26 protein-coding genes and 1 pseudogene are annotated in these 26137 nt (G+C 27.4%); all 27 read left to right on the forward strand.

Annotation, left to right across the window (positions count from 1 at the left end; all coding sequences use genetic code 11):
- Positions 1 to 11: 11 nt before the first annotated feature.
- The 27 genes and pseudogenes from HRT41_04160 (at position 12) to gmhB (ending at position 26128) form a co-directional block, all read left to right on the forward strand.
- The gene (locus HRT41_04160; protein ID NQY23201.1) at positions 12 to 956 is read left to right on the forward strand and encodes a glycosyltransferase; all 945 of its coding nucleotides are present in this window, start codon (positions 12 to 14) and stop codon (positions 954 to 956) included.
- Positions 949 to 1863, forward strand: a complete 915-nt coding sequence (locus tag HRT41_04165; protein NQY23202.1) for a flippase-like domain-containing protein — start codon at positions 949 to 951, stop codon at positions 1861 to 1863. Before HRT41_04160 ends, HRT41_04165 begins: the two co-directional genes overlap by 8 nt.
- Entirely contained in the window at positions 1842 to 3368 is a 1527-nt protein-coding gene (locus HRT41_04170; protein ID NQY23203.1) for a hypothetical protein, read from the forward strand. Before HRT41_04165 ends, HRT41_04170 begins: the two co-directional genes overlap by 22 nt.
- Positions 3365 to 4141, forward strand: a complete 777-nt coding sequence (locus HRT41_04175; GenBank protein ID NQY23204.1) for a glycosyltransferase family 2 protein — start codon at positions 3365 to 3367, stop codon at positions 4139 to 4141. The genes HRT41_04170 and HRT41_04175 overlap by 4 nt, the downstream gene beginning before the upstream one ends.
- Positions 4142 to 4214: 73 nt before the next feature.
- Positions 4215 to 5177: a Gfo/Idh/MocA family oxidoreductase gene (locus HRT41_04180; protein NQY23205.1), complete on the forward strand. Its 963-nt coding sequence runs from the start codon at positions 4215 to 4217 to the stop codon at positions 5175 to 5177.
- Positions 5177 to 5758 (forward strand): N-acetyltransferase, encoded by a 582-nt coding sequence (locus HRT41_04185; GenBank protein NQY23206.1) that lies wholly within the window; start codon positions 5177 to 5179, stop codon positions 5756 to 5758. Before HRT41_04180 ends, HRT41_04185 begins: the two co-directional genes overlap by 1 nt.
- A 9-nt stretch (positions 5759 to 5767) precedes the next feature.
- Positions 5768 to 5905, forward strand: a complete 138-nt coding sequence (locus HRT41_04190) for a hypothetical protein (protein NQY23207.1) — start codon at positions 5768 to 5770, stop codon at positions 5903 to 5905.
- The gene (locus HRT41_04195; protein ID NQY23208.1) at positions 5898 to 6404 is read left to right on the forward strand and encodes an N-acetyltransferase; all 507 of its coding nucleotides are present in this window, start codon (positions 5898 to 5900) and stop codon (positions 6402 to 6404) included. The genes HRT41_04190 and HRT41_04195 overlap by 8 nt, the downstream gene beginning before the upstream one ends.
- Positions 6397 to 7383, forward strand: coding sequence for a Gfo/Idh/MocA family oxidoreductase (locus HRT41_04200; GenBank protein ID NQY23209.1), 987 nt, complete (start codon positions 6397 to 6399; stop codon positions 7381 to 7383). The genes HRT41_04195 and HRT41_04200 overlap by 8 nt, the downstream gene beginning before the upstream one ends.
- Positions 7384 to 7389: 6 nt before the next feature.
- Positions 7390 to 8355, forward strand: a complete 966-nt coding sequence (locus tag HRT41_04205; GenBank protein NQY23210.1) for an NAD-dependent epimerase/dehydratase family protein — start codon at positions 7390 to 7392, stop codon at positions 8353 to 8355.
- Entirely contained in the window at positions 8352 to 9431 is a 1080-nt protein-coding gene (locus HRT41_04210) for a DegT/DnrJ/EryC1/StrS family aminotransferase (GenBank protein ID NQY23211.1), read from the forward strand. Before HRT41_04205 ends, HRT41_04210 begins: the two co-directional genes overlap by 4 nt.
- A gap of 2 nt (positions 9432 to 9433) precedes the next feature.
- Positions 9434 to 9940: an acyltransferase gene (locus HRT41_04215; protein NQY23212.1), complete on the forward strand. Its 507-nt coding sequence runs from the start codon at positions 9434 to 9436 to the stop codon at positions 9938 to 9940.
- 44 nt (positions 9941 to 9984) lie between these two features.
- On the forward strand, positions 9985 to 11094 hold the full coding sequence (locus HRT41_04220; GenBank protein NQY23213.1) for a glycosyltransferase family 1 protein: 1110 nt from the start codon (positions 9985 to 9987) through the stop codon (positions 11092 to 11094).
- A complete protein-coding gene (locus tag HRT41_04225) occupies positions 11091 to 12521 on the forward strand; it encodes an oligosaccharide flippase family protein (GenBank protein NQY23214.1) in 1431 nt (476 codons plus the stop codon). Before HRT41_04220 ends, HRT41_04225 begins: the two co-directional genes overlap by 4 nt.
- 1 nt (position 12522) lies before the next feature.
- A complete protein-coding gene (gene wecB, locus HRT41_04230) occupies positions 12523 to 13593 on the forward strand; it encodes a UDP-N-acetylglucosamine 2-epimerase (non-hydrolyzing) (protein ID NQY23215.1) in 1071 nt (356 codons plus the stop codon).
- A 46-nt stretch (positions 13594 to 13639) separates the two neighbouring features.
- The gene (locus tag HRT41_04235) at positions 13640 to 14953 is read left to right on the forward strand and encodes a hypothetical protein (GenBank protein NQY23216.1); all 1314 of its coding nucleotides are present in this window, start codon (positions 13640 to 13642) and stop codon (positions 14951 to 14953) included.
- Positions 14943 to 16118 carry a hypothetical protein gene (locus HRT41_04240; protein ID NQY23217.1) on the forward strand — a complete coding sequence of 392 codons (1176 nt, stop codon included), beginning with the start codon at positions 14943 to 14945 and terminating at the stop codon, positions 16116 to 16118. The genes HRT41_04235 and HRT41_04240 overlap by 11 nt, the downstream gene beginning before the upstream one ends.
- On the forward strand, positions 16106 to 17905 hold the full coding sequence (asnB, locus tag HRT41_04245) for an asparagine synthase (glutamine-hydrolyzing) (GenBank protein ID NQY23218.1): 1800 nt from the start codon (positions 16106 to 16108) through the stop codon (positions 17903 to 17905). The genes HRT41_04240 and asnB overlap by 13 nt, the downstream gene beginning before the upstream one ends.
- Positions 17905 to 19056, forward strand: a complete 1152-nt coding sequence (locus HRT41_04250) for a glycosyltransferase family 4 protein (GenBank protein NQY23219.1) — start codon at positions 17905 to 17907, stop codon at positions 19054 to 19056. The genes asnB and HRT41_04250 overlap by 1 nt, the downstream gene beginning before the upstream one ends.
- Complete coding sequence (locus tag HRT41_04255; protein NQY23220.1) at positions 19046 to 19648, forward strand: sugar transferase; 603 nt, start codon at positions 19046 to 19048, stop codon at positions 19646 to 19648. The genes HRT41_04250 and HRT41_04255 overlap by 11 nt, the downstream gene beginning before the upstream one ends.
- A gap of 2 nt (positions 19649 to 19650) precedes the next feature.
- The gene (locus HRT41_04260; protein NQY23221.1) at positions 19651 to 20250 is read left to right on the forward strand and encodes a NeuD/PglB/VioB family sugar acetyltransferase; all 600 of its coding nucleotides are present in this window, start codon (positions 19651 to 19653) and stop codon (positions 20248 to 20250) included.
- Positions 20247 to 21356, forward strand: coding sequence for an aminotransferase class V-fold PLP-dependent enzyme (locus tag HRT41_04265; protein NQY23222.1), 1110 nt, complete (start codon positions 20247 to 20249; stop codon positions 21354 to 21356). Before HRT41_04260 ends, HRT41_04265 begins: the two co-directional genes overlap by 4 nt.
- Positions 21356 to 23089 carry a polysaccharide biosynthesis protein gene (locus HRT41_04270; protein NQY23223.1) on the forward strand — a complete coding sequence of 578 codons (1734 nt, stop codon included), beginning with the start codon at positions 21356 to 21358 and terminating at the stop codon, positions 23087 to 23089. Before HRT41_04265 ends, HRT41_04270 begins: the two co-directional genes overlap by 1 nt.
- A 42-nt stretch (positions 23090 to 23131) precedes the next feature.
- Positions 23132 to 24156 (forward strand): annotated as a pseudogene (gene galE, locus HRT41_04275) (UDP-glucose 4-epimerase GalE).
- A gap of 118 nt (positions 24157 to 24274) precedes the next feature.
- Positions 24275 to 24688, forward strand: a complete 414-nt coding sequence (locus HRT41_04280; GenBank protein ID NQY23224.1) for a prepilin-type N-terminal cleavage/methylation domain-containing protein — start codon at positions 24275 to 24277, stop codon at positions 24686 to 24688.
- A 69-nt stretch (positions 24689 to 24757) separates the two neighbouring features.
- Entirely contained in the window at positions 24758 to 25600 is an 843-nt protein-coding gene (galU, locus tag HRT41_04285) for a UTP--glucose-1-phosphate uridylyltransferase GalU (GenBank protein NQY23225.1), read from the forward strand.
- Positions 25601 to 26128 carry a D-glycero-beta-D-manno-heptose 1,7-bisphosphate 7-phosphatase gene (gene gmhB / locus HRT41_04290; GenBank protein ID NQY23226.1) on the forward strand — a complete coding sequence of 176 codons (528 nt, stop codon included), beginning with the start codon at positions 25601 to 25603 and terminating at the stop codon, positions 26126 to 26128.
- The last annotated feature ends 9 nt before the right edge of the window (positions 26129 to 26137 follow it).

The following is a 26137-nucleotide window of genomic DNA, read 5'->3' on the forward strand; positions in this document are numbered from 1 at the left end:
AGGCATATGTAATGAAAAAAAAATTGACAATAGTTGTACCTTTTTTAAATGAAGAAGACAATCTAAGAAACTTTAATATTAGAATTGAAAATATAAGAAATGAAATTAATAATATGGATATTGAGTTTTTCTTTGTAGATGATGGTTCTTCTGATAAATCTTTTGAAATAATAAAAGAAACAACTAAAGATATTTTTGGTATAAAATTAATAAAATTATCGAAAAATTTTGGATCGCATTATTCTATGTTCGCAGCAATTGATAATATCAAAACTTGTGATTATTTCTCATTTATGTCTGCCGATATGCAAGAGCCTATTAGTTTATATAAAGATATGTTAAATAAATTTTCTTCAGATCAAAATATTGATATTGTATTAGCTGATAGGCAAAATAGAAGTACTGATCAACTTAGCATTATTTTCTCTCGAATATATAATTCTCTTGTAAAAAAATACGCAATAACTGATTTTCCTGAGAAAGGATTAGATATTTTTATGTTAAAGTTTAATGTACTAAAAAACTTACAAAACATGAACATTAAAAATACGTCGATATATGGAAATATTTTTAATATGGGTTATTCAAAAGAATATGTCCCATATAAACAACTTGAGAGAAAAATCGGTCATAGTAAATGGACATTAAGTAAAAAGATAAAATTATTTATTGATACTTTTGTGTCATTTTCTATAATGCCATTGAGACTAATTACTATTCTGGGAATATTATTTTCTTCTATTGGTTTTGGATACGGCTTGTATATAATCATTGTAAGTTTATTTGGTGATATTAAAGTTGAAGGTTGGTCAACACTTGTTGCCTTAAATACTTTTGGTTTCGGACTTTTATTTCTGATGCTTGGAATTATATCAGAATATATATGGAGAATATACGATCAAATTAATCCTAATAAATCTTATATCATAAAAGAGAAAATAGGTTTTGATGAATAGTTTTTTTCCTATTTTAATTGTTTCAATTGCCTTATTCTATTTAACTTTTAATATAGACATTGATTTATTACTAGAAAGTTTATTTATGTATTCTTTTGATGCTATTATTTACGTTGTGATTATTACAATTGTTTCATTTTTTATCCTTTCTTATAGATGGCAAATATTAAGTCTTTCCAATATTAGTTTTTATAATTCTTATAAGGTAAATTTACTCGCAATGGCAATTAATCAAATACTGCCAATTAGAGCAGGTGACCTATATAAACCTACATATTTAAGAAAAAATTACTCTATTGAAACTCATAAGTCAATAAGTTCCATAGTTTTAGAACGAAGTTTAGATTTATCTATAATTTCTTTTATTTCTTTGATTGTTTTATTTGGTTCAATATTCCTTGAAAAAACTTATTTTTTATTTTCAATGATTATTTTTTTATTTATAGGTATTTTTATTTTTATAAAGTATATTAAAGATATAATTAAAGTGCTTAAAAAAATTAAAAATAAAAGAATAAAAAAAGCTTTATTACAAATTATTATTAACATTTATAAGACAAGTTATGAAGTTTTAATTATGGGAATTATTTCTACAATTCTTTTGTATATGTTTTATGTACTATCCTTATATGGATTTATATACTTTTTTACAAACTTCGATTTGTCTTTTTTTGAAGTAATGATTGTTTTTATTATTTCTGCTCTAGGAATGTCCTTGCCTACTACACCTGCAGGAATTGGAGTTTATGAGGCAAGCATTGTTTTTATTTTAGGATATTTTGGTATTAATAATGAAGAAGCATTATCCTTTGCTATTGTTTATCACCTACTTCAAATCATAACAATATTATTTTTATGGTTATTTTTTTATTCGGGAGGAAATTTATGTTTAAAAAAGGAAGTCTAATAATTGCACTTCTGTTATTTTCTTATTTGTATATTTCTACTGGTTCACATTCTGATGATATTATTCATATAGTTTATATAAAAAACAATATTTATGATGTATTAGCAAATATATTTACTGACTCTTTGTATTTAAAAGCAGTGCCAATAATGATATATGATTTTTTACAATTTTATTTTTTTGACTTTGGATCAATTTATTTTGATATTATCAAAATATTAACATCCTTTTTCTCATTTTTTTTAATATATTTGTTTATGATAGATTATATGAAAAGTTCAAAAGCTTTTTTATTTAGTTTAATATTTGTACTGTTTCCAATACATGATGCTACAAATTATTGGACGGTAGGCCAGTATTTATTAATTACACTTGTACTTGTTATGTCATCACACAAATTAATAGCTAAGGATAAAATAATAGAAGGTTCCCTTCTCGGCCTAGTTGCTTCCTTTTCAGGGTATTCTACTCCTCCTTACTTCTTTGGTTTATCATTTATCTTTTTACTAAATAAAGAATACAAAAAGTTTATTATTTTTTTAATACCACAACTAATTTATATTGTTTACTATTTTATTATCTCAAATATTTTCAGTACACAAGTAATTAAAGGAAACGCTGATTTTAGTTTATTATCATTATCAAAACAATATATTTTACAAGTTGGAACTTTTATAGATTCTTTTATTGGTCCATCTTTTTGGTTTAAAATTTATTATTCATTTATTCAATTGAGTATTCTGTCAATTGTTATTGGCATAATTTTAGTTCTATTATTTTACAAATATTATAAAATAGAAAAAGACAAAATAAATAAAGAACTTTTGATTTCAATAAGTGCTATTGTATTATTAGCATTTGGAATATTCGCATTAACAGGAATGTATCCTCAAATAGTCTTTAATCTTGGTAATAGAGTAACTATATATGGCTCACTATTAATTACATTTTTAATAGTTATGTTTTTAATGAATAATAAAAAAAGTGCAACTTTTATATTTGCAGTATTTATTTTTTCTTCACTTGGAATTTCAGACCATTGGAAAAATTGGAATAAAATTCAATTAAAGATAATTGAAAACATTTCAAAGAATGTTGATATAAAAAATTTTGACACAGGAAAACAATTATTTGTGAGTAATAATCAATACAGTCAATTTGGGAAGTTCTCTCATATTGAATTTTTTGCAGAGGGTATGGCTACACACATTTTTAAATTAGCAACTAAAAAAGATTATAAAATTTCAACATTAAACAGGAAATTTACTCATGAAGAAAACTATATATTTGATAAGAAATATGGAACAAAAATACTGATAGAGAAAATTGTTTATGTATATGATTCTCAATCTAATAAACTTTTAAAAATAAAAGAAGAAAATATACAAAAGTACATTGATTCCTTGCCAATAGATAATCGACATTGGTTGCAATTACTTCCCAAAGATAATTTTATTATTCAGATAGTTTTAAAATTAGTACCAAGACTTGAGTATTCTTTATGATTTTTTCAGTAATTATTCCCTGTTATAATGGAGAAAAGACTATTCTTAGAGCATTAAAATCTGTATTAAATCAAACATATAAGAATTTTGAAATTATTATTGTTGATGATGGTAGCAAAGATAACAGTAAATTTATTCTTTTGAAATATTTAAAAAATAGGGATGTACAGTACAAATACATTTATCAAGAAAACAATGGTCCATCTAGTGCTAGAAATAAGGCAGTGAAAAGTTCAAAAGGTAAATACTTAGCATTTCTAGATTCAGATGACGAATGGCACAAAGAAAAGCTAAATATTCAATATGAACAAATTAAGAAATTTAATGCTAAGTTTATTTCTTGCAAGTATACGCTTAAAAAATTTCGAGATATAAAAGAGTTTAATATAAAGAAGTACACATTTAAAGATTTTTTACTTTCAAATAGGAGCTCTACACCTTGCACAATAGTAGAAAAAGAATTGTTTAATAGTGTTGGAGGTTTTAATGAAAATTTGAGTTACTCTGAGGATTATAATTTGTGGATAAAAATTTCTAGAAAAGAAGATTTATATCTGCTTTCGGTACCATTAGTTAAATTATATAAGAAACCATATGGTGAAAGTGGCCTGTCTTCTGATATGTGGAAAATGGAAAAAGGTGAACTTTATAATTATAATTATTGTTATAAAATGGGATATATTAATTCACTAAGTTATGTTTTTTTAAATATCTTATCTATTTTAAAATATATAAAAAGAAGAATAATAAGAAAGTTATGGTTTTTCGATTAAAATGCGAATGTATTTGAAGATTGAATGGAGTTGATGATGAAAGATGAGAACAATTATTTTAAATGGAGAAGATATGATTAAAAAAAAGATTGCATTAATTGGCGCTTCTGGATATATTGCTCCAAGGCATATGAAAGCTATAAAAGAAACTTGTAATGAATTAGTTGCGGCGCTAGATCCTTATGATGGTATAGGAACAATGGATTCATACTTTCCTCAAGCTAGTTTTTTTACAGAATTTGAGAGATTTGATAGATTTGTAGATAAATATCATAGAGAAAATGATAAAAGAATAGAATATATAGCAATTGCATCTCCTAATTATTTGCATGATTCTCATATTAGATTTGCTTTAAAAAGTGGAGCACATGCTATTTGCGAAAAACCATTAGTTTTAAATCCACATAATCTTGACCAATTAAAAGTAATTGAAAAGGAAACAAAGAAAAAAGTAAATACTATTTTACAATTAAGATTGCATCCTTCCATTATTGCACTAAAAGAAAAGGTTTCAAAAGAATTAATACTTAACCCTAAAAAAGTATATGATATAGATTTAACTTATCTTACAAGTAGAGGAAAATGGTATTTTATCTCATGGAAAGGTGCTGAATCTAAATCAGGTGGAATAGCTTCAAATATTGGAGTTCATTTTTTTGATATGTTATCTTGGATTTTTGGTGAAGTAAAAGAAAATTTAGTTCATGTAAAAAATCCAGATGCAAATGCAGGAACACTTATTCTTAAAAATGCAAATGTAAAGTGGTTTTTATCTGTTAATTATGATTATCTTCCAAAAAAGATAAGAGAAGCTGGACAAACTACATTTAGATCAATTACTGTTGAAGGTGAAGAGATTGAGTTCTCTGGAGGATTTAAAGACTTACACACTCTATCTTATGAAGAAATTCTAAAAGGTAATGGTTTTGGTTTAGATGATGCTTATGGTTCAATTGATATAGTATCTCAAATAAGAAATAAGACAGCTATTGGATTAAAAGGTGAATATCACCCATTTTGTAAAAAGGTAAAATAATGGCTAAGTTCTTTTTCCATGAATCTTCATATATAGATGATAATGTGAGTATTGGAGATAATACAAAAATATGGCATTTCTCTCATATCTTAGATGGATCTAATATTGGTAAAAATTGTTCGTTTGGACAAAATTGTGTAGTTGGTCCTAATGTAAAAATAGGTTCTGGGGTAAAAGTACAAAATAATATTTCTATTTATGAAGGTGTTACTGTAGAAGATGATGTGTTTTTGGGCCCATCAATGGTTTTTACTAATGTAATTAATCCAAGATCTTTTGTCATGAGACGTGAAGAATTTAAAATAACACTACTGAAAAAAGGTTGTTCAATTGGTGCAAATTCAACTGTGATATGTGGTAATACTATTGGACGATATTCATTAGTTGGAGCAGGAAGCGTAATAAATAAAGATGTAAAAGATTTTGCACTTATTGTGGGAGTGCCAGGTATACAAATTGGATGGGTATCACTTGCTGGGAATAAATTAAAATTTGATGATAAAGATATAGCAATAGATTCATTTGATAATTCTAAATATAAGTTAAATAATGAAATAGTTACGTTAATAGAGTGTAGGTAAGGAAGACTAGTGAAAATAAACTTTATAAAGTTACAATCACATTATAAAATAGATAAAGAAGTATCTACTGATATTATGATTTCAACAATATCAGTATTTTACAAAGTTAATGAGAAAGATTATATTATAGAGGTAATAAATGGTTAGTATATATATAGATCCAACTGCAAATGTATCACCTGATACAATAATAGGAGATGGAACAAAAATTTGGATAAATTCTCAAATAAGAGAAAAAGCTATAATAGGTGAAAACTGTATTCTTTCAAAAGACACCTATATTGATACTCAAGTAAAAATAGGTAATAACTGTAAAATACAAAATGGTGTATCCATTTATCAAGGAGTTACGATAGAGGATGATGTTTTTGTTGGCCCAAATGCTTGTTTTACAAATGATAAAGTACCAAGAGCATTTGACGCTGAATGGAAGATAACTCCAACACTAGTTAAGAAAGGTTCTAGTATAGGGGCAAATGCAACTATTGTATGTGGAATAATTATAGGTGAATATGCAATGATTGCAGCAGGAAGTGTTGTAACAAAAGATGTTGAACCCTACAGTCTAGTATTAGGAAATCCAGCAAAACATTACTCATATGTAGATAAAATGGGAAATAAAATAGAAGGGAATCCAAATGATTAGTATAGCACTTATCGGTTATGGTTATTGGGGCCCTAATGTAGCGAGAAATATTCATATAAATCCAAATTTAAATCTTCATACAATTTGTGATATAAAAGAAGACAGATTAGAAAAAGCCAAGTCTATATATCTTGCTCAATTAAACTATGAATTAAACTACAAAAAAATATTAGAAAACGGTGAAATACAAGCTATAGCAATTGCAGTAGAAACTAGCGGTCATTATAGTCTAGTAAAAGAAGCTTTACTTGCTGGAAAAAATGTATATGTAGAAAAACCTTTCACTTCTACAGTAAAAGAAGCCCAAGAATTAGAAGAATTATCAAAAGAGTTAAATCTTATAATTCATGTAGATCATATTATGATATTTCATCCTATTATTAAAAAAATAAAATCTTTGATGGAGAATGATGAGTTAGGTGATATTCTTTATATAGATGCAATGAGAATGAATTTAGGTCAGATAAAAAAAGATGTTAGTGCAATGTGGGACTTGGCTGTTCATGATTTGGCTATCATAGACTATCTTATGAATGGAAAAGAACCATTTTACATAAATTCGGTTGGTGAAAAATATTATAACCCAAAAGAAAGTTTATGTTTTTTGACTTTACGATATGAAGGCTTTATCTCCCATATCCAATCAAGCTGGATATCTCCATTAAAAGAAAGAAGACTTGTCGTTGCAGGTACTAAAAAAATGGTTGTATTTGATGATTTAAAATCAGAAAAGTTATCTGTTTATGATAAAGGTGTAGATGTAATATCTGGGAAAAACATAGAATATAAAGATTATGTTGTTAAAACTAGGGATGGTGATGTTTGGATGCCATATGTAAAACAAGAAGATGCTTTATTTAATAGTATTGATCATTTTAAAAAATGTATAGAACAAAATAAACAATCAATTTCAAGTCCAAAACAGGCTATAAGGCTTCAAAAGATTCTTGAACTTGCTGATGAAAAAATGAATAAGTAGGACAAAATGAAAAGTAGACCATACATAAAAAATAGTACTATCCTTGTTACAGGGGGTGCTGGATTCATTGGAAGTCATCTTGTAGATAGACTTATTGTTGAGGGTGCAAAAGAAGTAGTTATTATAGATAACATGTTTTTGGGAAGTGAAGAAAACCTTAAGGATGCTATCTTAAAGGGTGCAATTTTGTATAAAGATGATTTAGAAATTACATCATCCTTAGATTATATCTTTGAAAAACATGATATAGACATAGTTTTTAATTGTGCAACTAAAGCATTAAATTATTCTTTTGTAAATCCAAAGAATGCATTTAATACGAATGTAAATGGTATTTTGAATATTTTAGAACATCAAAGAAAAGGTAGTTTTAAAACATTAGTACATTTTTCTACTTCTGAAGTATATGGTACAGCCGTGTATGAACCTATGGATGAAAAACATCCAATTAACCCAACCACTACTTATGCAGCAGGAAAAGCTGCTGCCGATATAGCAGTTAATTCTTGGATAAATATGTACAATGTAGATGCTTTTATTGTAAGACCTTTTAATAATTATGGTCCAAGACAAAATTATAAAGGATTTATGGCCGGAATTATACCTATAACAGCATATAGAATATTAAATGATATAAATCCTGAAATCCACGGAACAGGTTTACAAAGTAGAGATTTTATATATGTACTAGATACTGTAGATGTTATAATAAAACTTTATTCAAAAATGAAAAAAGGCGATAGTGTAAACATTTCAACAGATGGACAAGTATCTATGAAAGATTTAATACTTAAAATTACCAGGATTATGAATTATAAAGGTAAAATTCTACAAAAAGAGGCAAGAGGTGCTGATGTAGAATGTCATAATGCTTGCAATAAAAAAGTAAAAACTTTAATAGATTATAATTTAACATCTTTTGAAGATGGATTAAAAGAAACACTTAAATGGTATAAGGAAAATATCAAATGATTAAATTAATAAAACCATATTTATCTTTCGATGAAGTAAAAAATGAATTTGAAGATATTTTTGATAGTGGTTGGTTTACAAAAGGAAAGTATGTAGAAGAATTTCGTAATGAAATAAAAAGTTATACAGACGCTAAATATGCCTATTTAACAACTTCTGCAACAACTGCACTAGCTATGGCCTTAAAAGTACTGGATATAAAAGCTGGTGATGAAGTGATGGTATCTGACTTTTCTTTTCCTGCAACTGCAAATGTAGTAGAAGAACTAGGTGCCATTCCAATATTTGTAGATGTTAATGTAGATACTTTTAATATGTTAACAGAGCAACTTGAGAGTAAAATCACATCAAAAACAAAAGCAGTTATTTTTGTAGATGCGCTTGGAAATCCAAGTGGCATACATGATGTAAAAGAAATATGTAAAAAATATAATCTTCCATTAATAGAAGATGGTGCATGCGCTATAGGAAGCAGTGAACTTGGTATTAAATGTGGAAATATAGCAGATATTACTTGTTTTAGTTTTCATCCTAGAAAACTACTTACTACAGGTGAAGGTGGAGCAATTACTTTTAATAATGATGACTATTCAAGTTTTTTTGAAATTAAGTTAAATCATGGAGCAAAAGTTACTAATGGTAAATTTGATTTTGTAGATTATGGTTACAATTACAGGTTGCCAGAATTACAATGTGTAATGGGCATAAAACAATTTCAAAAATTAGATGAAATAGTTGCATCAAGAAATCTAATAAGAGATAAATATATAGAAGGATTAAGTCCACTAGGATTTGAGATACAAACTATAAAAAAAAATGTAGAATATAACGTACAGTCATTAGTATTTAAAGTGCCCGTGAATATTAGTCGAGATGATTTAATAAAATATTTAAAATACAATGAAATAGAAACTACTATAGGAACATATTGTTTAAGTGCTACAACATACTATAAAAATAAATATAATGATGTTCAAAAAAATGCAATATTTTTAGAAGAAAATACTATTACTTTTCCTTGTTATAATGATGTTGATGTTAAATACATAGTTTCGAAAATAAAAGGGTATGAATAACGATGATAAAAGCCTTTCTCTCATCTATTTTTATAAAAAGAGACAAGATTAAAAAGAAGTTTTGTCGTGTATTACCAGTAGGAGACTATATTATTGATAGATGGGAAAAAGCACAGTACTGTGGTTTTGGAAAAGGAACTTCTATATATGATAGCAGTTTAATACTAGGGAATGTTTCTGTTGGTAAAAATACTTGGATAGGGCCGTATACTCTACTTGATGGTTCTGGAGGTATCTTAGAAATAGGTAATAATTGTAATATTTCAGCAGGCGTACAAGTTTATACACATGATACAGTAGAAAGCGTTATTAATAATAAGGAAATTCAAAAGGCAGATACAAGAATAGGGAATAATGTTTATATAGGACCCAATACGATAATAGCTAAAGGTGTTACTATTGGAGATTTTGTTGTTATAGGTACAAATAGTTTTGTAAATAAAGATATAGAAAGTTATTCGAAAGCCTTTGGCACTCCTGTTAAAATAGTTAGTAATACAAAATTATGAGAATTTATATCAAAGGCTTTTTGATAATATTCCAAGTTATGTTATTGAATTTAGTATTTTATTTTTTTAGAATCATAAATATAAATAAAAACAAAAATAAAAAAATTTCTTGGGTATGCGGTGTTTCAGAAGTAGCTAGTATGCTAAACCTAGTTTCTAAAATAATAAAGCCAGTAACAACTGTATGTATGGATAATAATTCATATTATAATTTGGATTATGATTATAATATAAAGATATCAAATAAGTACTTGAAGTATTTGTTCAAAATTTTCTATGGTCCGATTCTTTTAGGTTATCTTCTGAATAAAAATACACACTTTTGGTATATGTGGAATACAGGTTTTTTATTAAATCGTGACTACGAATTTAAATTTTTAAAAGCAAAAAATAAAAAAATTATATGTATGTTTCTGGGAAGTGATATCCGTTCTCCTAAATTAATTAAAGAGATGATAAATAGACTAAATATTGATCATTTTATAGAATATATAGGTACAGATAATTATGTCTGTGAAAAAAAGCTAAAAAAGATTGCATATTCTGCAGATCGATATGCTGATATTATAATATCAGCAAAATATGATCACCTTTCATACATTAAAGGAAAACAATATTTTTTTCCTTATATTTACAATGAAGAGAAATTTTGTAAAAATAAAAAAAAGTTTGAAAATTTAAAGAAGATTAAAATCTTACATGCTCCTTCAAATCCAATAATTAAGGGTACTCCTCTTGTAAGGGCTGCAATTAAAAAATTAGAAATAGAGGGATATGATTTCGAATATATTGAACTTCAAAATATTCCAAATGAAACTGTACTGGAACATCTAAAATCTAGTCATATCGTTCTTAATCAATTTTATGCATTTGTACCTGGTGTATTTGGAATAGAATCTATGGCAAATAATTGCGCTGTTTTGATGTCTGCTGACTCCACTATAGAAACTGGTTTACCTCATGATAGTGAAGATGCATGGATGATAACAAGATATTGGGAAGTATATGATAATCTAAAATACTTACTGAATCATCCAGAAAAGATAAAATATTATGCTGATAATGGTTATGCATTTGCACACAAACACTATACATATGAAGCAGCAAGCAAATATGTAAAGAAAGTTTTAAACGAAAATGGTATTATAGATTGATAAAATCATTTTTGAAAAATAGTTTTATATATACTATAGGCACAGTGTTTACTCGTGGTATAGGCATACTTCTTGTTCCTATATATACTAGATACCTAACTCCAAGTGAATATGGAGTGATAGATTTATTTATCATACTTACTTCTCTTATCAGTCTTACTATTGCTTTGGAGATACATCAAGCAGTTGTTAGGTTTTACCAAGATACTGAAGATGAAGATGAAAAGATGAAGTATGTATCTACTGCATTTATATTTACTGTTTTTGTTTATATGATATATTTAATTATTTCGTTTAGTTTTTCAGATATTTTTACGCTATGGTTACTCGATGATATAAAATATAAAAGTATATTTCTACTAGCTACCTTCTCTGTCTTTACTTCTGGATTGTTTTACTTTACATCTGGTCAGTTAAAGTGGCAAATCATGCCAAAACAGTTAGTAACAGTTAGTATTGTAAATGTTACGATAGTGGCCAGTATAACTGTATATCTACTTGTGATAGAAAAGATGAAAATAGAAAGTATATTTATAGGGCAAATTGTTGGAAATAGCCTTTGTATGGTATTATCTATTTACTATGCTCAAAAAAGTTACAAGATGGTTTTTGTATACACAAAATTTAAAGAGTTAATACACTTTTCCTTTCCACTTGTATTTTCTAGTGTAGCCATATTTATAGCTTTGTTTATAGATAGAATTGCAATAAAGTATTTTTTAGGATTAGATGAATTAGGGATATATGGACTTGCGTATAGGTTCGCTGCAGTTACCAGTTTAGTAATGATAGGCTTTCAAAGCTCCTTATCTCCTTTGATTTATAAACATTATAAAGAAAAAGAAACCCCAAAAAATATTGTAAGATTATTTGAATTATTTTGGATATTTATGATATCGGTTACTGCAGGAGCTATACTTTTTTCAAAAGAGATAATAGTGCTTATGAGTACAAAAGATTATTATGCTGCAGTACCTGTAATACCATTACTAGTGTTGGCAGTTTTCTTTACAAATATGTATATATTTATCCCTGGACTAGGAGTTGCAAAAAAAACAAAATTAATAGCTATTATTTCAATAATAGCAGCGATTTTAAATACCGGTTTAAACTTCTTGTTGATACCAATGTTTGGAATAGAAGGTGCTGCACTTGCTACATTGATAAGTGCTGTTAGTATATTTGTAGTAAGAGTTAGAATGAGTCAAGAGTATTATTTTATACCATTTAGATGGGCAAGGACGATTTTTAGTTTATTAATAGTCATAATTGCTAGTTATTTACTCGTAGATTATTTTAATACTATCAGCTTATTATTTATTAGTGTCAAAATATTATTCTTATTTGTTGTCCTGATAGCAGTGAGTTTATTAATGATAGAAAAAGAAGACTTGAAAATAATAACTTTTTTTAAAAAAAGGGAGTGACGTGAAAATACTAACAATCCTAGGTGCAAGACCACAGTTTATAAAGGCTGGTTCGGTAAGTAGAGAAATAGCAAAACATAAAGAAGTAGTAGAAATTATACTTCATACAGGTCAACATTATGATGCAAACATGAGTGATATTTTTTTTGAAGAAATGCAAATACCAAAACCTAATTATTTCTTAGGAATAGGTGGAAAATCACATGGTTCAATGACTGGCCAAATGATAGAAAAAATTGAAGAAGTTGTTCTTAAAGAATCACCAGATTGGATTTTAGTATACGGAGATACAAATTCTACTTTGGCTGGTTCGATAGTGGCATCTAAGCTTCACGTTAAACTTGCTCATATTGAAGCAGGTTTAAGATCATATAATATGAAAATGCCAGAAGAAGTAAATAGAATTCTTACAGATAGAGTAAGTAATATTCTTTTTTGTCCTACTCATACTGCAATACAAAATTTAGAAAAAGAGGGGTATCGTAATTTTACTTGTAAAATATTACATGTTGGAGATGTAATGCAAGACGGAGCAATCTTTTATAAAAACTTAGCAAGAAAGCCAGATTGTCATTTAGAGAATAACTATGTTTTAGCAACAATTCATAGAGCTGAAAATACGGATAATATTAAAAAGTTAAGCTCAATAATTAGTGCGCTTAATCAAATTAGTAAGGAGAAACAAGTAGTGGTACCCTTGCATCCACGAACAAAAAAATTTATTGAAAAATATAATATTGATGTGAATTTTATGATAATTGATCCTGTTGGATATTTAGAAATGGTTTGGTTAATAAGTAATTGTGATATTATTATGACAGATAGCGGAGGATTACAAAAAGAAGCCTATTTTTTTAATAAATCATGTATAACATTAAGAGAAGAAACTGAATGGGTAGAATTAGTTGAAGGTAACCATAACATTCTTGTAGGTTCCAACTTTCATAAGATTATATCATCATATGAAAATCATATTTTTAATAAAAATTATAAAAAGAATATCTATGGGAATGGTGATACTAGTAAAATAATCATAAAGGAACTTCTAAAATATAATTTATCTACATATTAAGTGAATTTAGATAAAATACAAAAATTTAAAATGGAGATTATATCTATTGAAAAAGAAAAATATTTTACTGATTGCATATTATTTTCCTCCTATAAAAGCTATCGGATCAACACGACCCTATTATTTTGCGAAGAATCTAATAAAAAAGAATTGGGATGTATCGGTTATTACAACTATGAGCTTTAAATACTTACAGAATGATTCATTTTTAGTAAAATTAAAACAGATAAAATATCTTTATATTCCTTCTTTTGATTTACAAGTACTCAAATCTATCTTTCAATCAAGATTCCAAACTAATGGTAAAAATGAATCAAAAATGAGGAATACAAGTAGTAAAAGTAAAAAAACTGCAAATAGATTATTTCAAAAATTAAGAAATTCTTTTCCTTTGAATATTGCTTATGAAGGTGGTTTTTTGTATGTATTTTTTGGCTTAATTTGGGCCCTTTATTATATGAAGAAAAATAATATTAAATATATTTATTCAACCTACAGCCCCTATTCTAACCATTTAATTGCATATTTAATTAAATTAATTTATAAAGATTGTTATTGGATAGCAGATTTTAGAGATTTGCCTTTTGGTGAAAATGATACAGAAATATTCTTCAAATCTTTTCAGATGAAGATGAATGAGCTCATTTGTAAAAAGGCTGACGCTTTAGTAACAATTAGTGATGGTATGAAAAAAAGCTTACTTAAATATAATAAATGTATTTTTACAATAACAAATGGTTTAGATATTGATATGGAAACATTAATTGAACATCAAATTAAGATTAAAAAAGGTTTTAATATCGTATATACTGGAATGTTATATGAAGGGAAGCGAGATGCAACTATGGTATTTAAAGCTGTAAAACTACTATTAGATAGAAATAAAATTACAAATAATATAAAACTAATTTATGCAGGGAATGATGGTCATTTATGGAAAAAATGGGCGATTGAACATTCTTTAGAAAAATATATAGAGATAAAAGGGCCTATTAGTCGTAAATCTGCAATTGAATTACAAAATCAAGCTTCTATTAATCTAATGTTAACATGGGCTACAAAAAAAGAAAAAGGAATTTTAACAGGTAAACTATTTGAGTACTTATCAACATTAAATCCTATTTTTTGTGTCATTAATGGAATAGAAGATAAAGAAATTGAGAATTTATTTCAAAGTATAAACTGCGGAAAGGTCTTTTATAATAATGAAACTGAGGAACTGTCTAATAATTTGTATAAAATATGTAAAAACTATAAGTATGTGTATAATTTTCATGAGCTAGAAAAATATACTTATCCTTATTTAACTAATGGGTTAGAAAGCATTTTCCTAAATAAGGATTTATTAAGTGAACGGTAATGTAGTGTTATTTTATATTTTTTGTTTATCAATTGCACTTACCTTATTTACACAATTTAGATTTTCTTCTTTACCTATTGGTATAGGTGAATGCTTAATAATTCTTGTTTCTGTTATCGTAATAGTGAAAAATATAAAATCTTTTAATTATAAAAGTGTAATTAAGAATGATATATTGGTTTTTTGGTTTTTTTCTTTCATTCTTCTTTTTACAGGAAGTATTATCGCTTTTTTAGTTGGACATGAAAATTCTATTAAAAATATTGTACATGATTTTTTTGCATATTCATTTATTATTTTAATCTTATTCGTGTTGCATTTTTTTAATGAAAAAGAGTGTAGCATAGAAAAGAAAATTGAAGAACTAATATACTATTCAGTTTTTTTCTATTCCTTTGTTCTTATTTTTGCATTGTTTTTTGGAGAAACTTTAAATATAATACCTTGGTACCCAGCTGATTATAGATTTTTGGGTCTTTCTTTAAATCCAAATCAATTGGCATTACTTTTTACTATTATTCCATTTTTATTAATTAAGTATAAAAATAAATATAGAAATAATGATAATAGTAAAATTTTTCTTGTCGTGACTCTTTCTGTTGTTATTGGTTATTGCATAAAAAGTGATGCTTTATTTCTTTCGTGGTTATTTCCTAGTTTTATGTATATATTTTTAAAATTATTTATGTATATGAATAAAGTATTTAAACTGCTAACGATTACAATTTTTGTGTTGCTCGGATTTTTGTTAGTATATTATTCTCTAAGTTTGATCAATATGTTAGAAAATTTACTTATTGTTGATGGAAGATTTACATTAATTAGAAATGCTTTTGATGATATCAATTATATGATATATTCTGGTTTTGGTTTTGGCCCACATAGTTATCAAGAAAATCTAAATTTATCAAAGTATTGGGAAGTTCATAATACTTATATTGATTGGTTTACACAGACAGGACTTATTGGAATTGTATTATTTTTGTATTTGATATTGAAAATTATGATTTCGTTGATTAAGCAAAAGGATGTTTTTTTAACCTTGGCGTTTCTTTCTTTGTTAGTCTTTATTACTTTTCATTTTGTATTTAGACAACCTATTTTTTGGCTATTTATGTATTACTTTTATATGATGGGAAAGAAGGAAAAAAAATGTGTGGAATAGCGGGAACAATTAATTTAAAATATAAAAGAGATGATATCTTAAAAGCACTTTTTCATAGAGGTCCAAATGAACAAAGTTCATATAGATACAAAAATGTTAATTTGTTACATACTCGGCTATCAATTCAAGACATTGATCACGGGCAACAACCTTATTCATTTAATCAATATGTAGTTATCTTTAATGGAGAGATATATAATCATCTTTCTCTTCGTAAGAAGTACCTCTTAGATTTTACTTTTAAAACACTATCAGATACTGAAACTTTATTGTATTTGTACATAAAGTATGGGAAAGACATGTTTAAACATATTGATGGCATGTTTTCTTTTGCAGTATTAAATAAAGATACAAATTCAATATTTTTAGCTCGAGATAGATCTGGAAAAAAACCCTTGTTTATTTATAAAGATAAAAACTCTTTAATGTTTGCTAGTGAACTAAATGCAATAAAAGCTGGTATTGGCTCTTTAAAAATCAATGAAGATAATATATATGCCTATATACGAAGTGGTTTTTTTTATAAAGAGACTACAGCTTATCAAAATGTTGAAGAACTTGAAGCAGGAAGTTTTTGTACAATTAATCTAGAGAGTTTAGAAATAAAAAAAGAAAAATATTTTGATATATTAAAATGTTATGAAAAGAAATCTGATATGTCGTTTTCAGAAGCTTTAGAACAAACAGATGTTTTGTTACGTAAAAGCGTAAAAAACAGGCTTTTATCCTCAGATTTAGAAGTTGGGGCATTTTTAAGTGGAGGTATTGATAGTTCTTTAGTAGTGGCAATTGCTAGTGAATTTACAAGTAATTTAAAAACATTTACTGTAAAATTTGAGGGAGCTTTTGATGAATCTCATTTGGCTAAAATCACTGCGAGACAATACAATACGAATCATCATGAAATATCTCTTTCCCTGAATTTAAAAAATGATATTGAAAAGATTCTATTAAATTATGGTCAACCTTTTATGGATAGCTCTGCAATCCCTAGTTATTATGTCTCTCAAGAAGCAAAAAAACATGTAACTGTTATCTTAAATGGGGATGGAGCAGATGAATTATTTGGAGGATATAGAAGATATGTACCAGCTGCTAATGGTTTAATTAAAATTGCTTCTTATATATCTTTTTTAACTAAAATCATACCAAAACCTCATAATAAAAAATCCTTGTATAATCATATATACCGATTATTATCTATGTCAAATAAAAGTGGATTAGATTATTATCTAAGTTCTACTACTGATATATTTGAAGATGAATATACATTTAAAAATAATTCCGTTTTAAATGATATGAATGGTTTTATAAACAATACAAACTTAGATGACTTTTCTAAAATGTTATATTTAGACTTCAATATGCTTTTATTTTCTGATTTATTAGTAAAAATGGATATTGCAACGATGTCAGCTTCTCTTGAGGGAAGAAGTCCTTTTTTAAGTAAATATTTAATCGAATTTGCACCGACTTTACAAAATTCTTATAAAATCAAAGGCAAGTCAACAAAACATATCTTAAGAGAATTATCCAAAAAATATCTAAACGATGAGATAATACACCAACCCAAAAGAGGTTTTGAAGTGCCTTTATTAAAATGGGTGAATAATGATTTAAAAGACAATATCTTTGATAGTTTAAGTAATAAATCCTATTCACAAGAATTTATCAGTAAAAAGTTTATAAATCAATTATTGTATAAAAAAATAAATGTTTCAGAAGAAAAAAGAGCGAAAATGCTTTGGAATTTATATTGTTTAGAAGTATGGGAAAAGAGTCAATAATGAATAAAAAAATACATAAAATCGCATTTTTGTCCCACCTAGATTTAAATTTATATCTTTTTAGGCTTCCTATTATGATTGCTTTAATTAAAGAAGGACATAAGGTATATGCTATTTGCCCTAGGGGAGATAAGTTTGACGAGTTTGAAAAATATGGTATTGAAGCTTTACCTTATGCTATAAGCAGAAAAAGTCTTAACCCTTTTAAAGAACTAAAAACTATTCGAAATATATACAAAGTTATTAAACGTTTGGATTTGGATATTTTACATAATTTTACGGCAAAACCAAATATTTATGGCTCAATTGCTGGGCATTTAGCAAAAGTTCCAAATATCATTAATTCAGTTACTGGCTTAGGAAGTTTTTATATTCAAAAAACAAAAAAAGCGCAGAGAATTAGATTAATTATGGAAAAACTGTATAAAGAAGCCAACAAAAAAGTTAATCATGTAATCTTTCAAAACAGCGACGATATGAGATATTTTATCCGCAAAAAACTTGTGAGAAAAGATCAAGCAGTTTTGATAAAGAGTTCTGGAATTAATAGCAGTATCTACGATATGAATAATGTTGAAGATTTAACAATTATTAAGTTAAAAAAAGAATTGAATTTGTCACAAAAAATTGTTGTTTTGATGGTTTCTCGAGCAATTTGGCATAAAGGCATTAAAGAGTATTATGATGCAGCAAAAATATTATCATCTAAGTATGAGAATATAAAATTTATTTTTGTGGGAGATACAGATGAAAACAATGTATCTTGCGCAAATGAAGAATATTTAAAAAAACCATTTGTATCTTGGCTTGGACATAGAGATGATATTTTGAATCTTACTGCCATAAGTGATATATGTGTTTTGCCTAGTTATAGAGAAGGTGTGCCTCGTACATTATTAGAAGCTGCTTCAATGAGTAAAGCTATAGTAACGACAAAAGCTATTGGCTGTAAAGAAGTAGTTGATGATGGTGTTAATGGTTACTTGGTTCCGGTTCGAAATACAAAACAATTGGGTAATAAAATAGAGAAGTTATTTTTAGATGAAAACTTAAGAAAAACCATGGGGAAAAAGGCTAGAATGAAAGTATTAGAAGAATTTGATGTGGATGTTGTAGTAAAAAAATACTTGGATGTATATGATGCACTATAGAATTAAAAGAATCTTTGATATTATTCTGTCTTCTTTTCTTATAATTGTCGTTTCTCCAATATTAATTATTCTGTCTTTTTTAATTTTAATTAAAATGGGAAGACCTATTTTCTTTAGACAAAAACGTCCCGGATATAAAGAAAGTATTTTTTCTATTTATAAGTTTAGAACAATGACAAATGAAAAAGATGCAAAGGGAAATCTTTTACCTGATGAAAAAAGGCTAGAAGGTTTAGGACAATTCATTAGAAGTGCCTCCTTGGATGAACTTCCTCAAATATTGAATGTCCTAAAAGGTGAAATGAGTTTTATAGGACCTAGACCTTTGTTAATAGAATATCTAGTTTTATACAATGATAAACAAAAAAAACGACATGATGTAAAACCAGGTATTACAGGGTGGGCTCAAGTTAATGGAAGAAATGCAATATCTTGGGAAAAAAAGTTTGAATATGATACGTGGTATGTTGAAAATAAATCTTTTATTTTAGATATGAAAATTCTTTGGCTTACTTTTTTAAAAGTTGTAAAAAGAAGTGATATCTCATCAACAACAGTAATAACGATGGAAAAATTTCAAGGCAGTAAATAATTATGAAAAAAAGTATTTATATTTATGGTTCTAGTGGTCATGGTTTGGTTGTAGCTGATATTGCTAGCGCTTGTGGATATAATGATATTATATTTGTAGATGATGGTGAAAATGATTTTTTGCCTTTTGAGGACATAAAACTTAAAAATAATATACCAATAGCGTTGGCAATTGGAGCAAATGATACAAGAAAACTTTTGTTTGAAAAAGTTCTTGATTTTAATTTTAATCTTGTTACTTTAATTCATCCAAGTTCTATTATCTCACCTTCTGTATCTATTGGTTTAGCTACTGTAGTTATGCCAAATGTTGTTATTAATGCAGGTAGCAAGATTGGTAAAGCCGTCATACTAAATTCTTCTTGTTTAATTGAGCATGAGAATACTATTCGTGATTTTGCACATATCTCTCCGAAGGTTGCACTTGCAGGAAATGTATATATTGGTGAATCTTCACATATTGGTATTGGTGCAAGTGTCATTCAAGGCATTAGTATTAATGAAAATTGCATTATAGGTGCCGGATCAGTAGTTGTTAAAAATATATCCAATAATAAATTAGCTTATGGCAATCCTTGCAAAATAATAAAGGAATTAAATTGAAAGAAAGAATTTTTTTATCTGCTCCACATATGAGTGGAAATGAACTTAAATATATAAAAAAAGTATTTGAAAGCAATTATATTGCACCTTTAGGCGAGTTTGTGAATAAGTTTGAAGACAGTATAAAAACATATACGAAAAGTGAAAATGCAATCGCGCTATCTTCTGGAACGGCTGGCATACACTTAGCACTTCGAATTTTAGGGATTAAAGAAGATGATGATGTATTGGCATCAACATTTACGTTTATTGGCTCTGTTTCAGCAATTTTGTACCAAGGTGCCAATCCAGTATTTATTGATAGTGATATAGAATCTTGGAATATTTCACCTAAACTTCTAGAAGAGTATTTAAAAAACTGTGCTAAAAAACCTAAAGCGTTGATTCTTACTCATTTATATGGTCAATGTGCAGATATTGAGAAAATCGTTCTTATTTGTAAAGAACATAACATTTATTTAATAGAAGATGCGGCTGAGTCTTTAGGAGCTACCTTTAATGGCAAACATACTGGGACATTCGGTGACTTTGGAATATATTCATTTAATGGTAATAAAATATTAACAACTTCTGGTGGAGGTATGTTGGTTTCCAAGAATAAAGAATATATTACAAAAGCTATGTTTTACTCAACTCAAGCAAGAGAAAATGAAATATTTTATGAACATAATGAGTATGGATATAACTATAGGATGTCAAATGTTTTATCTGCTATAGGGGTAGCTCAAATGGAAGTGATAGATGAGCGTGTGAACCAAAAAAGAGAAATCTTTTCTTGGTATAAAGAGTCTTTAAATGATATAGAAGAAATTACTTTTATGCCAGAACTTGAAAACTCTCGAGGAAACAGATGGTTAAGTACATTGGTATTTGGAAAAACTTCTCCCAATAAAATAATGGAAGCATTAGATAAAATTAATGTAGAATCAAGACCTTTGTGGAAACCTATGCATTTACAACCTTTATTTAAAGGCTCAAAGACATATTTGGATGGAACTAGTGAAGAATTATTTAAACGTGGTTTATGTTTACCCAGTTCGACCATTATGACTAAAGATGATGTTACGATAATATCTGATGTTATTAGAAAGAGTTTAAATAAATAATGTTTAGTATAGATAAACGGGTATTAAATTTATTGGTAATTATTGTATTAACTTGTATTACATTTTCTTGGTCTTTTTTTATATTTAAATTACCTTTTGATTATTCTCTAATTATACTTGTAGTTATTGTTCGCTTTGTTTGCTCTTTTTTGATTTTAAAAGATTATTCTTTGTCTTGGTCTAAAACGTCTTCTCGATCTTTTTTGATTAAAAGTATTGTTTATATAGCTGCTTTTTTTGTCTATATGCCTTTTCTTTATGGAGAATATAGAATATCTTTTATTTTATCTGAGTTGTTTTTATATATATTTTCTATTTCTTTTTTAATGTATGCTTATAATTTTTTAATTAATAGATCAAGAACATTTAAGTCTAAGAATATTGTTATTTATGGGGCTGGAAAAGCGGGATTACAGCTTGAAAATGAATTTTCAACTTCTGAGTATAAAGTGGTTTGTTTTATTGATGATGAGAAGGTTCTGCAAAATAGATCTATTGATGGGTTAGCTATTTTATCACGTGAGAAGTATTTAAGAAAATATAAAACAGATCATTTTGATATTATGATTATTGCAATGCCCTCTGCTTCAAAAGAAGAAATCAATGCTATTTATAATGAGATGGAAGGTAAGTTTCAAAGTATTAAAATACTTCCATCTTTAGAAAATATTTTAAAGAAAGAAAGTTTTTCAAAACAATTAAAAGATATTACGGTTGAAGATCTTTTAGCTAGGCATCCTGCTGACTTGGATCAAAAACAAATTGAGCATTTTATTGAAGATAAAACTATTCTAATTACAGGAGCTGGTGGGAGTATTGGTTCTGAGATATCTAGACAATGTGTACATTTTAATGCTAAACAGTTAATCTTAGTTGATCACAGTGAGATTAATCTCTATAGTATTAGTGAAGAATTAAAAGACTTTAATCATGTATCGGTTATGAAGTCTGTTGTTGATAAAGAGATATTAAAAGAGACTTTTGAAAAGTATCATCCTGATATGGTGATTCATGCAGCAGCTTATAAACACGTGCCATTGGTAGAAGATAATATTTTAAGTGGAATTACAAATAATATATCGGGTACGAAGAACTGTATTGATTTAGCTATTGAGTTTGGAGTGAAAAAGTTTGTTTTAATTTCAACGGATAAAGCGGTACGTCCTACAAATGTAATGGGCACTACTAAAAGAATATGTGAACTCTATGCTCAAAATGTAGACTCACAAGATACAGAGATTGTTGCTGTTCGTTTTGGGAATGTTTTGGGTTCTTCTGGATCTGTTATTCCTAAGTTTAAAAAGCAAATTGAACTTGGTTTAAATATTACAGTAACCCATCCTGATATTACGAGATATTTTATGTTAATACCAGAAGCTTGTGAATTGGTATTACAAGCTGCGAGTATTGGAAAAGGTGGTGAGCTTTTTATTCTTGATATGGGTGAACCTATTAAAATAGTGGATTTAGCCAAAAAAATGATTGTATTGTCTGGTAGAGATGACATAGAAATTGAATTTTGCGGGTTAAGAGCTGGTGAGAAACTTTATGAAGAACTTTTGATAAATGATTCTGATAAAAAAACAGCCTATGAATCTATTACTGTTGCTAGTCCTAGTTTTTTTGATATTAATGAATTAAATACAAAAATTGAAGAGTTAATTAATTCTTCTACTCCTTTAGTGAAACTAAAAGAAATTGTGCCTGAATTTGAGCATAAGCTAAATTCATAAGCTTTAATTTAGAATATAAACAAATTTTTAATAAGAAAATATATGTCAATTCTTGTAACGGGAGGAGCTGGTTATATTGGCTCCCATGTTGTTAAACAATTATTAGAAAAAAAAGAAGATATAATTGTAATAGATAATCTTAGTACTGGAAAGATTGAGGCTATTAATAGCTTAAAAGAAATTTACAGCTTTAAATTCATAAATGTAGATTTGAAAAACTTTGAAAAAATTGAAGAAATTTTTAAAAATAATAAGATAGAAACAATAATACATTTTGCAGCATATAGTATAGTAGGCGAGTCTATGTCTAATCCTAGTAAGTATTATATGAATAATACTGTAAATACAGCAAATTTAATTAATCTAGCTGCTTTGTTTAATGTAGAAAAATTTATATTTTCTTCAACAGCCGCATGTTATGGAGAACCTGATTTTAGTCAAATAAAGGGTTCAAGAATAATTGATGAGAATTTTGATACGAAACCTATAAATCCATATGGTAGCTCAAAATTAATGAGCGAAAATATAATTAAAGATGTTGTTTCTGTAAATAGTAATATGTAATATTTGGATATTTTAATGTCGCAGGTGCAGATGTTTTTTATGAAGAGAATAAAAAACTTTTACCACGTATTGGAGAGAGACATGATCCAGAGACACATTTAATACCATTAGTTGTAAAAACCTCTTTACATAAAAGAGATAAAATTACTATCTTTGGAGAGGACTATGATACAAAAGATGGAACATGTATTAGAGATTATATACACGTTGATGATTTAGCTTCTGCACATATTTTGGCAATTGATTATTTAGATGATAATGAAAGTGATACTTTTAATGTAGGTTATGGATATGGGTATTCAGTAAAAGAAATTATTAAAGCAGTAAAGAATGTTAGTGATACAAACTTTACAGTACTAAAAGGTGAAAAAAGAGAAGGAGATCCAAGTGTTCTAGTTTCTAATAATACAAAAATTAAAGAAAAAATGAAGTGGAATCCTAAATATGATGATTTAGACTTAATCTGTAGAAGTGCATTTGAATGGGAAAAGAGTTTAGAGTAATATTAAAAGATAAAGCAAATGCTTAGTTAGAAATTAGCCTAAACTTTTTTATTAAAATAGATTACTTTCTAATCTTCCCTATGATATAATTTTAAATATTATTATACTGGGGCCTCAAATGCATAACAAATCAATAAAAGCTTTTACTCTTTTGGAACTTATTTTCGTGATTGTAATTATTTCAGCATTGGCTAGTATTGCTTTGCCTAAGTTTTTTAATGCTAAATCAATGGCAGATGTTGCTGTTTTAAAACAAGATATTGTTTCTACTATTTCTTCTTTGCAAAGTTATTCTTTAAGTATGGGCTCTGTTGATAAAATATCGGATGTTATAACTTTGAACGAAACTTTATGGACGGTGAAAGATAAAAAAGTTTCTTTTGTTGATGGAGATAGTACTTGTATTTCTATTGAAGTTAAAAATACAACGTTAACTAAAGAAATTGTTTTGTTGATTACTCCTAATGTTAGTACTTTATGTACAAAATTAAATGAAGCAGGTATTGTTTCACGAAATTACCCCTTGTACTAAACTATCTATATTGTTAGTATACTCCTAAGTCTATCTTTGTTATAATCTTAAAAAAATAAAAGAGTATTAATGAATTCACAAAGAATTACCAAATGTTTATTCCCTGCTGCTGGATATGGTACACGTTTTTTACCTGCTACAAAAGCCATGCCTAAAGAGATGTTACCCGTACTTACTAAACCTTTGATTCAATATGCTGTTGAAGAAGCTTTAGAAGCTGGTATGGATACTATGGCTATAGTTACTGGGCGTGGAAAACGTGCGATTGAAGATCATTTTGATATTTCTTATGAGTTAGAGCATCAAATTAAAGGAACATCAAAAGAACCTTTATTAAGAGAAATTCGTTCTGTTTTGAATAAGTGTACATTTTCTTATACTAGGCAAGTAGAGATGAGAGGTCTAGGACATGCTATTTTAACAGGAGAAACACTTATTGGAAATGAAGCTTTTGCTGTAGTATTAGCAGATGATTTATGTGATAATAGGGATGGAGAAGCTGGTGTTTTATCTCAAATGACAAAATTATATGACAAATATAAATGCTCAATTGTAGCTATTGAAGAAATACCTATGGATAAAACAAATAAATACGGTGTTATTTCAGGTACTGAAATAGAAGAGGGAATTTTTAGAATTACGGATATGGTTGAAAAACCTGAAGCAAAAGATGCACCTTCCAATCTAGCAATTATTGGACGGTATATTTTAACACCTGATATTTTTGATATTTTAAGAGTAACTGAGCCTGGAAAAGGTGGCGAGATTCAGATTACCGATGCGCTCTTAGCTCAAGCAAAACAAGGTAAAGTGTTAGCATATAAATTTAAAGGTACACGCTTTGATTGTGGAAGCGTTGATGGTTTTGTTGAAGCCACAAATTATTTTTATGATAAAAGTAAAGAAGCTTAATTGTTAGAAAAAGCTGTATTTTTAGACCGTGATGGGGTAATTAATATTGAAAAAAACTATTTGCATAAGATAAAAGATTTTGAATTTATTCCTGGTCTTTTTTCTTCTTTGCAGTATTTATTATCTTTGGATTACAAACTCTTTATTATTACGAATCAATCTGGAATTGGAAGAGGATATTACACGCAAAAAGATTTTGATATTCTTACTTCTTGGATGTTAGAAAAATTAGAAAAACATAATATTAACATTTCACAAGTAGAGCTTTGTCCTCATGCCCCAAATCAAGAATGTGAGTGCCGAAAACCAAAAACACAAATGATCGATAATATTTTAAAAAATCACAGTATTGATTTAGATAATTCTTGGTTAATTGGGGATAAAAGTTCTGATATTAAATGTGCTCTAAATGCAGGGATAACTAATACCATTCAAGTAAAATCAGGGCATGATTTTATTGAAAAAGATTCTTTGGCACAATATGTTTGTAATTCTATTGCTGATATAAAAAGTATTATTAAAAATTAGTTTTAAAAG

Source organism: Campylobacteraceae bacterium (assembly GCA_013215945.1).
In the GTDB taxonomy this organism is placed as follows: domain Bacteria; phylum Campylobacterota; class Campylobacteria; order Campylobacterales; family Arcobacteraceae; genus NORP36.

Coding starts and splice junctions, on each gene's coding strand:
- HRT41_04160 (NQY23201.1), top strand. CDS start 12: ATGAAAAAAAAATTGACAATAGTTGTACCTTTTTTAAATGAAGAAGAC.
- HRT41_04165 (NQY23202.1), top strand. CDS start 949: ATGAATAGTTTTTTTCCTATTTTAATTGTTTCAATTGCCTTATTCTAT.
- HRT41_04170 (NQY23203.1), top strand. CDS start 1,842: ATGTTTAAAAAAGGAAGTCTAATAATTGCACTTCTGTTATTTTCTTAT.
- HRT41_04175 (NQY23204.1), top strand. CDS start 3,365: ATGATTTTTTCAGTAATTATTCCCTGTTATAATGGAGAAAAGACTATT.
- HRT41_04180 (NQY23205.1), top strand. CDS start 4,215: ATGATTAAAAAAAAGATTGCATTAATTGGCGCTTCTGGATATATTGCT.
- HRT41_04185 (NQY23206.1), top strand. CDS start 5,177: ATGGCTAAGTTCTTTTTCCATGAATCTTCATATATAGATGATAATGTG.
- HRT41_04195 (NQY23208.1), top strand. CDS start 5,898: ATGGTTAGTATATATATAGATCCAACTGCAAATGTATCACCTGATACA.
- HRT41_04200 (NQY23209.1), top strand. CDS start 6,397: ATGATTAGTATAGCACTTATCGGTTATGGTTATTGGGGCCCTAATGTA.
- HRT41_04205 (NQY23210.1), top strand. CDS start 7,390: ATGAAAAGTAGACCATACATAAAAAATAGTACTATCCTTGTTACAGGG.
- HRT41_04210 (NQY23211.1), top strand. CDS start 8,352: ATGATTAAATTAATAAAACCATATTTATCTTTCGATGAAGTAAAAAAT.
- HRT41_04215 (NQY23212.1), top strand. CDS start 9,434: ATGATAAAAGCCTTTCTCTCATCTATTTTTATAAAAAGAGACAAGATT.
- asnB (NQY23218.1), top strand. CDS start 16,106: ATGTGTGGAATAGCGGGAACAATTAATTTAAAATATAAAAGAGATGAT.
- HRT41_04250 (NQY23219.1), top strand. CDS start 17,905: ATGAATAAAAAAATACATAAAATCGCATTTTTGTCCCACCTAGATTTA.
- HRT41_04255 (NQY23220.1), top strand. CDS start 19,046: ATGCACTATAGAATTAAAAGAATCTTTGATATTATTCTGTCTTCTTTT.
- HRT41_04260 (NQY23221.1), top strand. CDS start 19,651: ATGAAAAAAAGTATTTATATTTATGGTTCTAGTGGTCATGGTTTGGTT.
- HRT41_04270 (NQY23223.1), top strand. CDS start 21,356: ATGTTTAGTATAGATAAACGGGTATTAAATTTATTGGTAATTATTGTA.
- HRT41_04280 (NQY23224.1), top strand. CDS start 24,275: ATGCATAACAAATCAATAAAAGCTTTTACTCTTTTGGAACTTATTTTC.
- galU (NQY23225.1), top strand. CDS start 24,758: ATGAATTCACAAAGAATTACCAAATGTTTATTCCCTGCTGCTGGATAT.